At 68.0% G+C, this 9367-nt stretch carries 13 protein-coding genes and 1 pseudogene; 7 read left to right on the forward strand and 7 right to left on the reverse strand.

Going from position 1 to position 9367, the window contains the following annotated elements:
* Positions 1–706: 706 nt before the first annotated feature.
* Positions 707–1669 (forward strand): phosphotransferase family protein, encoded by a 963-nt coding sequence (locus FAF44_RS49600; RefSeq protein ID WP_237110455.1) that lies wholly within the window; start codon positions 707–709, stop codon positions 1667–1669.
* 104 nt (positions 1670–1773) lie between these two features.
* Here the strand turns inward: FAF44_RS49600 and FAF44_RS49605 are convergent, their stop codons facing one another.
* The 3 genes from FAF44_RS49605 to FAF44_RS49615 form a co-directional block, all read right to left on the reverse strand.
* Positions 1774–1911 (reverse strand): hypothetical protein, encoded by a 138-nt coding sequence (locus tag FAF44_RS49605; protein ID WP_237110456.1) that lies wholly within the window; start codon positions 1909–1911, stop codon positions 1774–1776.
* Positions 1912–1922: 11 nt separating this feature from the next.
* Positions 1923–2852, reverse strand: a complete 930-nt coding sequence (locus FAF44_RS49610) for an NAD-dependent epimerase/dehydratase family protein (protein ID WP_237110457.1) — start codon at positions 2850–2852, stop codon at positions 1923–1925.
* 265 nt (positions 2853–3117) lie between these two features.
* Positions 3118–3285, reverse strand: coding sequence for a hypothetical protein (locus FAF44_RS49615; RefSeq protein WP_237110458.1), 168 nt, complete (start codon positions 3283–3285; stop codon positions 3118–3120).
* 252 nt (positions 3286–3537) lie between these two features.
* Here FAF44_RS49615 and FAF44_RS56215 point away from each other — a divergent pair, with 252 nt between their 5' ends.
* The gene (locus FAF44_RS56215; RefSeq protein WP_237110459.1) at positions 3538–4821 is read left to right on the forward strand and encodes an MATE family efflux transporter; all 1284 of its coding nucleotides are present in this window, start codon (positions 3538–3540) and stop codon (positions 4819–4821) included.
* Positions 4822–4928: 107 nt separating this feature from the next.
* Here FAF44_RS56215 and FAF44_RS49625 read toward each other — a convergent pair whose 3' ends face one another.
* A complete protein-coding gene (locus FAF44_RS49625) occupies positions 4929–5102 on the reverse strand; it encodes a hypothetical protein (protein ID WP_237110460.1) in 174 nt (57 codons plus the stop codon).
* Positions 5103–5305: 203 nt separating this feature from the next.
* On the opposite strand from FAF44_RS49625, the pseudogene FAF44_RS56555 reads away from it, so the two are divergent.
* The 3 genes and pseudogenes from FAF44_RS56555 to FAF44_RS49635 form a co-directional block, all read left to right on the forward strand.
* Positions 5306–5860: pseudogene (locus FAF44_RS56555) on the forward strand (MFS transporter); the annotation flags it as partial.
* Positions 5861–6134: 274 nt separating this feature from the next.
* Positions 6135–6362 (forward strand): hypothetical protein, encoded by a 228-nt coding sequence (locus FAF44_RS49630; protein ID WP_237110461.1) that lies wholly within the window; start codon positions 6135–6137, stop codon positions 6360–6362.
* The gene (locus tag FAF44_RS49635; RefSeq protein WP_237110462.1) at positions 6359–6910 is read left to right on the forward strand and encodes a hypothetical protein; all 552 of its coding nucleotides are present in this window, start codon (positions 6359–6361) and stop codon (positions 6908–6910) included. Before FAF44_RS49630 ends, FAF44_RS49635 begins: the two co-directional genes overlap by 4 nt.
* A 57-nt stretch (positions 6911–6967) precedes the next feature.
* Here FAF44_RS49635 and FAF44_RS49640 read toward each other — a convergent pair whose 3' ends face one another.
* On the reverse strand, positions 6968–7507 hold the full coding sequence (locus FAF44_RS49640) for a DinB family protein (RefSeq protein ID WP_237110463.1): 540 nt from the start codon (positions 7505–7507) through the stop codon (positions 6968–6970).
* A gap of 132 nt (positions 7508–7639) precedes the next feature.
* Positions 7640–7774, reverse strand: a complete 135-nt coding sequence (locus tag FAF44_RS55495) for a hypothetical protein (RefSeq protein ID WP_272896121.1) — start codon at positions 7772–7774, stop codon at positions 7640–7642.
* 402 nt (positions 7775–8176) lie between these two features.
* Here FAF44_RS55495 and FAF44_RS49645 point away from each other — a divergent pair, with 402 nt between their 5' ends.
* Positions 8177–8647 carry a hypothetical protein gene (locus FAF44_RS49645; RefSeq protein WP_237110464.1) on the forward strand — a complete coding sequence of 157 codons (471 nt, stop codon included), beginning with the start codon at positions 8177–8179 and terminating at the stop codon, positions 8645–8647.
* A 110-nt stretch (positions 8648–8757) separates the two neighbouring features.
* Complete coding sequence (locus FAF44_RS55500; protein WP_272896122.1) at positions 8758–8889, forward strand: hypothetical protein; 132 nt, start codon at positions 8758–8760, stop codon at positions 8887–8889.
* 291 nt (positions 8890–9180) lie between these two features.
* Here the strand turns inward: FAF44_RS55500 and FAF44_RS49650 are convergent.
* On the reverse strand, positions 9181–9367 hold a 187-nt coding region (locus FAF44_RS49650), incomplete at its 5' end, for a sulfotransferase (protein WP_308193535.1).

The following is a 9367-nucleotide window of genomic DNA, read 5'->3' on the forward strand; positions in this document are numbered from 1 at the left end:
GGTGCTGCGGGACGTGCGCCCGATGGACGCGTGGGAGCTGGCCTGGCTAGCGCTGAAGGACAGCTCCTACGACCAGGGGATGAGCGTCGCGGAGTGAGGAGTCCGGGGGCGTCCCGCGCGGCGGTGTCGTAGGACGGCAGGACGGCCCGGGCAGCGGGTTCGACGACCGCCGTGCCGAGGTCGTCCCGGCGAAGGCCCTGATCGAGTCGAAGGACTCCCATAGCGTGATGACCTGCAGCTCGACGTGTTCGTCCGTGTCCCGCCGGAGCACGTACGCGCCCCGGTGCCAGCCGGTCCCGCGCGCCTCGCGGATGCCCAGCTCCGGCCCCGCCTCCTCCATGGAGTCCGTGGCGTCCGTGGTGGCGGTGTCCGAGGCGGCGGCTGTCATCTTGGGTAGTCAAGCGAAATAGCTGGTCAGCTGCTTGAAGGTCTGTCAGGCACGTAAGGCAAGTAGGTTGGCCATGGCAATCTCGGAAGTCGGCGCGGTGCTCTTTACCGGGGAGTCGCCGTAGCATCCGGGAAATTTCGGGCGGATATGATCGACTAGGCTCCTGAGCTGCGGATCTTCGGGCTGTGGCGAGGGGTGCTGGTTGGTCGCTCAGGTCTTCACCGACCAGCAACTTGAGGCACTGCGCCAGTTCCCCGAGATCGGGTGCGAGGAGTTGTTCCGGTTCTTCGCCCTCCGTCCGGATGATGAGGTGGCACGGTGACCAACCACGATGAGGCGGCGGCTGTCCGACCGTTGACACTGACTTGGGTGAGCCGGCACCTGGAGGTCGGCGAACGGATCGTCAAAACCGCGGCGCTGCACGGCGGCATCACTGCCGACATGCGGAGGCTGACCGTCGGCACGCGGGATGGAGGTACCCGTGACCTGGTGCTGCGGAGCTTCGTCGACCCGTTCCATGTGGGGCGCGCCGAGGACTCGCTGAACAGGGAGGCCGGCGCCCTGGCCCTGCTCACGGGGACCGACGTGCCGGCTCCTGGATTGGTCGCGGTTGATCCGACCGCCGCGCATTGCGCGTATCCCTCGCTCCTCATGACGCATCTAGCGGGCCGAACGGTCCTCGACGATGAGGGATTGGAGACACACGTCCCTCTGCTGGCCCGTCAACTCGCGGCGATCCATGCGCTGCGGCCCGCCGAGCGGCCCCGGAAGTATGTGACGCTGACGACCGCTGACACCGTCGTGGTTCCTAAGGGCGCCGACGCGGCGGCATGGGCCGCGGCGATCGACGTGATCCGCAAGCCAGCGCCGCCCTATGAAGGACGATTCCTGCACCGGGACTTCCAACCCGGCAACGTGCTGTTCGACATGTCGCCCCCAAGCCCGGCAGGTCCCCGGATCACCGGCGTCGTCGACTGGGCAGCGACCTGTTGGGGCCCGGCAGACCTCGACGTGGCGCACTGCTCCACCAATCTCGCCCTGCTGCACGGACCGGCGTGGGGTCTGCGGTTCGCTGAGGCGTATCAGGAGGCCGGCGGTGTGCTGGCCGCGGCCGCGAGCGAGCGGGTGTACTGGCAGGTGCGGGACGGGCTGGCGTGCTCAGAAGAGGTGCAGTTGGTGTCGCAGCCATGGCGGGCGGCAGGGAGGACAGAGCTGACGACGCGAGCCGTGGAGGAGCGGCTGGATGCCTATGTCACCGCCCTGATGGACGCACTGGCCTGAGCCAGGGCGGTCCGGGGCGGCCCTCGGCGCGGTGGGCACCAGGATTTTGCGGCCGATGCGCAGCCCGGGCAGAAAATCTGATCACAGCATCAACGCAGCAGCCCTCAGACCAGGAGACCCAGGGTTTCGGGCGCTTCCCAGGCCGTCAGATGCCGCTCAGGGTCAGTTTCCTGCTGAGAGAACTGGTTGATCACGTCGGCGAGAGCTCGCCGGTCCAGGCTCGCGACCGTCAGCCACTGCATAAGAGCTACACCTATTGGCGTGTCGCCTCATCGAGATCGGCGCCGGCGATCCAGTCAGTGATCGAGTGATGCCGGGGCTGCCAACCGAGCTGGTTGCGGGCGCGGACGGCGCGGACCCGGCTGTTGGAGCCTAGGGCGTGCATGGCGAACTGCGGGTGCCAGACGTTGTCAGCAGAGTCGGGGTTCCAGGGCTGCGGCCCAGGCAGACCGAGACGGTGAGCGATGGCTTTGGTAATCGCGGCGAAGGACTCCTCTCCGCTCTCGACGAAGTAGAAGCCTCCGGGAGGCGACTTCTCCAGTGCGAGGAGATACAGGTCGGCGACGTCGTCGAGGTGCACGGTGGACCAGATGTTGCGTCCGGCGCCCACGTGCTGGACCATCCCGCTGGCACGCGCCTGTCGCACCAGTGCAGCGATCAGCACGCTGTCGCGGGGCACACCGCGTGCGTCTCCATAGATCAGGCTGTGGCACAGGACCGTGGTACGCACTCCCTGTCGCGCGGCGGCCAGGACCAGCCGGTCGACGGTGACGCGTGCCTGTCGTACGGGGTGATCGGGCTCCCAGACGGAGCCCGGGTCGAGGAGGTCTTCTGTGAAGATGGTCTCGGCGGCTTCGCCGCTGGTGCCGACGCCCACGATGCTGGAGCCGCTGGTATGGACGAGCGGCTTGCCCGACCCGGCCAGCGCAGCGATGAGGCTTTCCACGGCTCGGCGGTGGTCGCTGTCGGCCGCGTTGACGACCGCGTCGGCCCGGTCGGCGTGCTCGGCGAGCAGGTCCGCGTCGTCCAAGTCGGCCACCACCGGCTGGATGCCCAGCCGGGCGAGATCCCCCGCCCTGGCCGTGTCCCGGGTCAGGCCGGTGACGGTGTGACCCGCCCGAAGGAGGCGGGTGGCCACCGCGCCGCCGATGTAGCCGCTTGCGCCGGTGACGAAAACGTGCATCGAAGTCCTGCTTCCGCTCAGGTTCACGCTGGTCGGTCCAGCTCGAGTCATCGTCGTCGGTGCTGAGACACAGGCTCGATTTCCGTTGCCGAAACGGCAAGCTGTCGCTCGCCGCCCGCAACACGTTTCGACGCTGAGGGAATGATGACGCGGTATCTGATGGAACTGCTGCATGCGGTCGAGGGCTTGCGCGCCGAGACCGAGCAGTGCCTGGTAGCGCGACCAGGACTGGGCTGATCGGCGACCCGTTGCAGCGGCGGATTGGTCAGGGTCCCGCTATGTGCGGGTAGTCGGAGGAGGCGTCCCAGATGTGGGCGTCGGTCAGGTCGATGACCATGTCGGCGGGGTCATCGGCGTAATTGAACTGGGAGACCAGGTCGTTGCTGGAGGCGAAGAACAGCTCGCCGGTGCCGAGCGAACAAGCCGAAGTCATCGAGCGCGTCTTCGAGTAGCACTTCACGTTCCGCGGCTTCTCCCGGTCTCCGAGTGCGCGATGGGATGCTCCCGGACCTGGCCTGAACCAGCCAGGCCCGCATGGACATTCGTTGAGGAATGTCGCTATCGTCCCGCAGGTCCATTCGCGTCCGAGCCGTTGCGTTCCCCGGAGGTCCGCATGTTTCCCTTAGCTGCTCATAAAAGAATGGGGGTATGGCGAACCATCTCCGGCCTCGCTGTTCCTCTTTTTGTGGCCGGGTCCCTCAATTTCGCTGCCCAGCTCGGAATTATCGCCATTCTGGGGCGGATGGGGGGAGAGGCCATTTATGTACGTTCCCTGTATCAGCCTGTCAGCCTCATCGCCCTCGCTCTGAGTGCGGGCTTCGCGGTCTGTAACCAGGTCGCCGCCGCGATCAGCAAGGGAGCCAGGCGCGCCCAGGACATCATATCGAACGCCGCCAGCCTGGCCAGGGTATGGCTCGGGCTCGGCGCGGCCCTGTACCTGGTCCTCGCGGTCGCGGCTCCCTCCCTGACCGGTCTCCTCCATGTGGACGCCGGACTGCGGGACACGTTTGCCTCCTTCCTGCGCTGGACCAGCGCCGCCAGTCTGCTGGCCGTCGGGGAGGAGCTGTGCGCGTCCGGCCTGCGCGGCTATGGGTATGTGCGACAGGCCACCGTCCTGGTCATCTGTACGGCGAGCGTGCGGATCGGCCTCGTGGCCGGCCTCGGACTCGGTGCCGACATCGGGATCGCGGCGGTGCCCATCGCCGAGGCGACAGCGGGTCTGACCGGCCTGACCATGGGCCTGGTGCTGCTGCGCCGCACCGAGCTGTGGCATCCGCCGGCCGCCCGGATCTGGCGGCGCGAGGTGCTCACCGACCTGCGCCGCATCGGTGTGCCCATCGCCATGACCTTTCTCGTGCTCTCCGCCTACAACCTCGCGGTCATCGGCATCCTCGGGAACTACGGGCAGAACGCCGTGGCCGGGTTCACGGTCGCTTCCACCTTGCAGAACATCGTGCTGCTGCCGGGCATGGTCCTGGGTACAGCCACAGCGATCACCATCAACCAGCAACGCGGCGCGGGCCACTGGCGGCGAATCCGTGAATCGATGCGCGGTGGCATCGAGGTCACCGTCGTGACCTACGTGGTGATCGCGGCGCTGGTGTGGTCACTGCATGACCCGCTGGCGCGGCTGATAGGCGGCGACGCCGGGGTGGCCGCAGCCGCGGGCAGTTACCTGGGCGCCGTGGCACTCACCTACGCCGTCCAGGGACCCGTGCTCACCTCGCTGACCGTCATGGAGGAGACCGGCGGCGGCTTCCGGGCCATCGTGCTCAACGCCATCTACTTCGGCCTGATCGTCGCGGTCAGTGCGGTGGCGGCACACGCCGTCGGCAGCGCGGACGGCTTCTACGCCGCGGTGGCGTACTGCAACCTGATCGGCGTGACGGTGCCGCTCATCGCCATACGACACATACGAAAACTGTCGGCCAGGGGCAGCGCCGCTCAAGCAGCCGCCGCGACTGGCTGAAGTAGACGGGAGCCGGAGGACGACGGCGGGTGTTCCGCCGCAGCCGCGCCCCGTCGACAACCAAGCAACTCTCTCGGGCGCCGCCTCGGGCGGCGGCAGCATCCCGGTCACGGTGGCCACCGCAGCGCATAGGCGTTACCCACCCAGGCCAGGTGCCGCACGTCGAAGCCGAGCGCCTGCTGGATGGACGGCAACGCGACGTTGATCACCGACACGTCCAGCACCACCATGAACTGCGCCGCGCGCACCAGCGCCAGGATCGCCCGCCACCCCTCACTCAAATCAATACGATCACATCGGTTTATCTCAGCATACAAACCGGTGTGACCACATCGGAAAATGTTGGGCTTATGACGTCGGCGGCCCCGACCGCCTGCTACTGCTCAGAGGATCCTCGCCGAGACGTCGCCCCGCCCCGAGGGGCTTGAGGATCGGGCCGGTGCTCCGGTCGCGTCTCCCCGATCCGTGGGAGGTGCGCGCCCGGATGAACGTTCGGATCATTGCCGTGGTGCTGGCGGCGGGAGTGGCGGCCAGCACGGCGCTGGGGGAATTCATCCCGTTCCTCGCAGAGGTGGGCGAGGAGTTCACGCTGCCGCCGGCCACCACCGGCTGGTTGTCATCAGCGATCACCGTAGTGGCCGCCGCGGCGTGCCTGCCGCTGGGCCTCTGGCTGGACCGCCGCCCCTTGCGGCCGATCTTCGTGGCCGCGCTGGCAGCGCTGGGGACGGCGGGATCGGTGGCCGCCGTCACGGGCGACGCGGCGATGCTAGCCGCTTTGCGGCTGGTACAGGCGGCCGGGTACGCCGTCGTGATGATCGCGGGCCCGGGCCCGCTGGCCCGGCTGCTGACCGGCCGGGCACGGCGCGGCGCGCTGGCGTTGTGGGGGTTGTGCATCCCCGCCGGGCTGGCGCTGGCCAACGCCGCCGGGGCACTTGGGGCGGCTGCCGGATGGCGTGCCATGGTCGCCCGCGTGGGCGCCCTCACCGTGGCGGTGGCGGCGTTGGCCGGTACCCTGCCCCGCGACCCTGTCTCGCCGCCGGTGGACGTCCAGCGGGCCGGGCCTTCACATGAAGGGGCGCGGGCAGGGGCGGTGGCAGCCGGGTTCGCGACGATCGCCATGGTCGGCGGCGGCGCGGGAGGCCCTGGAGGAGTTCAAAGCCCGGCAGCCCGCCGCGGATGCCGAAGACCGCGCCGCGGCCGCCGCGGTCACCCGCCAGCGGCAGTAGGAATACGACGACGCCCAGCGCCGCGAGCGGGACGCCTATGCCGCACAAGCCCGCCAAGCCAGCGAGGGATCGCAGGCCGAGGCGTCCATGGACGTCTTCAACGTCATGGCCGAGATCCGCATGGCCGCCTCACGAGCGCTGGCGTTGCTGAGCAAGCAGCAGATCAACTTCACCACGGACCGCGCCGAGGCCATCGCGGAGCTGTGTGACGGCGCCGAGGCTGCGATCGCCGCCGTCCGTGACATGGCCACCGGCGCTGCTCTGGACGACGCCGCGCTCGCGGCCTTCATGGACGAGAACGGGAAATTCCTGTGAGCCGCCGCCGTGATGAGACGGCCTGGACCCGCGCCGAGACCGACGTCGCAGAAGTGATGATCTGGCTGCGCAGCAACCACGGCCGCGAGCTCAGCTACGCCGACATCGCCGCCGGTGTCGGCATAAAGGACGGCCCCCGCCTGCGGCGGGCCGTCAAGGTCGCCCGCGTGGTCGCGGCCAACCGGGGCGATCGCCTGGAAAAATTCCTGCCCTCGCAAAACCCCGCCCGGCGCCGGGTCTTCGTCACCCGCTACATGCGCCAGGGCCTGGGCGATGAGTTCGGCGCCCGCGACGCGATGTCCGCCGCCCGCACCGCGATGACCGCGATGAAAGACATGCACCGCGCCACCACCTTCGAGGCCGGCAACGACAAGTCCATCGCCCGCACGGAGTTCGGCACGATGGCCAAGGCCGTCGACGAGTGCATCACCAAGGTCTCCGGCATCGACACGGTCGGCCCCCAGGTAGTCAAGCAGGAGAACACCGGCCTGCTCGCCCAGATGATCGCCGAGATGGAAGCCCGGCTCACCGAGTCGGCAGCAGGCTGACCAGGGCCACCTTCACGCCATGGCAGCCGTCCCGGGACGCACCGGCCCTTCAAGCAGTCAGAGTCCTACTGCTCCATCGATCTGTTCGCGAAGCAGGTCGGCATGACCATTGTGTCGCGCATACTCCTCCACCATGTGCATCAGCACCCAGCGCAGTGACACGGGCCCTTCCCCGGGTTCATTTCCCATGACCTCAAGATCCGGCGCGGCGTCGACGAAACGGTCAGCGAACGAGACCTCCGCCCGCCACACCTCCCACGCCTCGTCGACCATGCGCGCGTCCGCGCCCATCACATCGAATGCACCATCGGGAGCGGTCACAGACGAGAACAGGGGCGCAGGATCCTCCCCCGCCATCACCCGACGGAACCAAAAACGCTCAGACTCCGCCGCGTGCCGCACCAGCCCCAGCAGCGACAACGCCGATCGACCAACAACTCGCTCGGCGAGTTGCGCTGGCTTGAGTCCGACGCACTTGAGTGCCAGGGTTTCCCGATGCCAGCGCAGAAACGCCACCATGGTGGTGCGCTCATCCGCAAGCGATGGCCGCTTGACACGGGAATAGCCGTCAGTCTCGACGAGCGGCGGGATCGACATCCCGCCATTATTCACCACCCCAGGCGTTCAGGGGCGAGACGCACAGCACCCCCCGGGCGGGCCAGACGGCGGCTAACCGCCTGGGAAGCCCCCGAAACCTTGGGCCTCCTGGCCTGAGAGGGCGTCTCATCCTCAGCGCCAACGGAATTCGGCAAGGATGCCGCAGCCGGCGCCGGACAGCGACACCTGCGGCTCGTCGGGGATCACCTGGATGGTTCTCCGCGCGCTGATCGTTCCCTTGAGCTCGGGCCAAGACCAGGCAGCCATGGGCCTCGGCCTCCGCTCAACTTGCCCTACGTGAAAGAAGAGATCATCGGCCCCTGACCTGCTGGAAAGATCCTACAACCCTAGATAACCAGAGCACTGTAGCGTTACCAGCCGGTAGCCGGTTCAGGCGTCGGGCGCACGAGTGTCACCGGCTTGTGCGATGAACGGGAACGTACGCCAAGCCTCTCCGGATCCTGCGTAAAGCTGTCACGGCCGACCCGCGCAAATGGGCTTGGCGTACGTTTTCGTTCCGCTGCACTCCGACCCCCAGGCCGTCGCCGCCGGGGGGATCGCGCGACATACCGAAGGTATACCGGCGGTCTCTAGCTTGGCTGCAGATGTCACCGGCCTGGCCGACTGCCAGCGACGGCCCAGAAGTCGATCACATTGAGGATCCATCTCGTGAAGTTCAAGAGCCTGCCCAAGGCGTTCGGTACGGCTGCGGCCGGCGCGCTCATAGCGGCCACCTGCGTCGTCGCCAACTCCAGCGCGGCTGCCGCGGCCGACTACTACAACTACGACGCGCCCACCAAGGCCACCGACGTGCGCACGTTCAAGGTGTACACGGCAGGCAGCGGCGCGCAGCTCCAGCTCCGCATGGGCAAGTACAAGGGATCGTGGTACCGGTGGGCCCGCGTGTCCAAGCCGGACAGCAACCTCAACAAGAAGTACAACCTGTATTTCGCCCGGTGGGGAGACCCAGGCCAATGCAAGGTCGTCGACGGGGGCTACACGAAGGACATCGACGGCACCACGTACACGCCCGCGCTGAAGGTCACGGACGCCCAGGCCCCCTATTGCACCTACCGCGCCGCCTGGTCGGAGAAGGGCAAGCCGACCACGGGAAAGTACATCGACTGGAATGGGAGATGAACATCCGCCAAACCGGGATCGGTCGGGCACCACGTTATGCATGACGGGACGGGAAGCTGCTGGTCGAGTCGGCTCCCAGCGTCGCCGAACTGGGCCGCCAGATCGGCCTGATGACGGTCACCGTCGAGGGGCGCCAGGTGCCGATCATCTCCGGGACGGAACACCTCACTGCCGAGACCGGTCGGGCCGTCATCGCGGAGAACTACGCCGCCTACGTCGCCGAGTACGGCGAGCCTGCATAGCCGGGAGTTGGGAAGAACCACCGGCCGCATGCTCGGTGGCCGGTGGTGAGGAACGAGCCGCCTGGCGGGGCCGGCCAGCCTGACGTACGGCACGGACTACCCGGTGGTCTGCACCTGGCTGCCTCCCGCGTTACGCCCACGGGCGGTGGAACTGCTCTCCACCCGCCGGCGTGTGCCGCAGGAACGACTCGGTCTCAAGACGCTGCGCCGCCACCCACATCTCTGGGACGAGTTTGCCGCAGTAGAGGGGCTTTGACCGCAAGAAGGGTCTGTCCGGTCATGGGGCGAGGCTCACCCTGTCGGCCGTGCGCCGCCGGCGATGAACCCCTCGATCTGACGCCGCATGCTTGCTCCGTCGTTGAGATGCGGAAAGGGCTCGCCGGCGGGTGGCTCGACATCGAGGAAGCGGCACAGCGGTGCCCAGCCGTCGCGGACGTCGAAGATCAGCAGCCGTTCGGGCGGGAGGCTTTCCTGGACC

It is taken from the genome of Nonomuraea sp. MG754425 (genome assembly GCF_021699195.1).
Lineage (GTDB): Bacteria > Actinomycetota > Actinomycetes > Streptosporangiales > Streptosporangiaceae > Nonomuraea.

Excerpts from the sequence above, each read along its gene's own strand:
- FAF44_RS49605 (WP_237110456.1), bottom strand. The coding sequence starts at position 1,911 with ATGCAGTGGCTGACGGTCGCGAGCCTGGACCGGCGAGCTCTCGCCGAC.
- FAF44_RS49610 (WP_237110457.1), bottom strand. The coding sequence starts at position 2,852 with ATGCACGTTTTCGTCACCGGCGCAAGCGGCTACATCGGCGGCGCGGTG.
- FAF44_RS49615 (WP_237110458.1), bottom strand. The coding sequence starts at position 3,285 with ATGACTTCGGCTTGTTCGCTCGGCACCGGCGAGCTGTTCTTCGCCTCC.
- FAF44_RS49630 (WP_237110461.1), top strand. The coding sequence starts at position 6,135 with ATGGACGTCTTCAACGTCATGGCCGAGATCCGCATGGCCGCCTCACGA.
- FAF44_RS49640 (WP_237110463.1), bottom strand. The coding sequence starts at position 7,507 with ATGTCGATCCCGCCGCTCGTCGAGACTGACGGCTATTCCCGTGTCAAG.
- FAF44_RS55495 (WP_272896121.1), bottom strand. The coding sequence starts at position 7,774 with ATGGCTGCCTGGTCTTGGCCCGAGCTCAAGGGAACGATCAGCGCGCGG.
- FAF44_RS55500 (WP_272896122.1), top strand. The coding sequence starts at position 8,758 with ATGACGGTCACCGTCGAGGGGCGCCAGGTGCCGATCATCTCCGGGACG.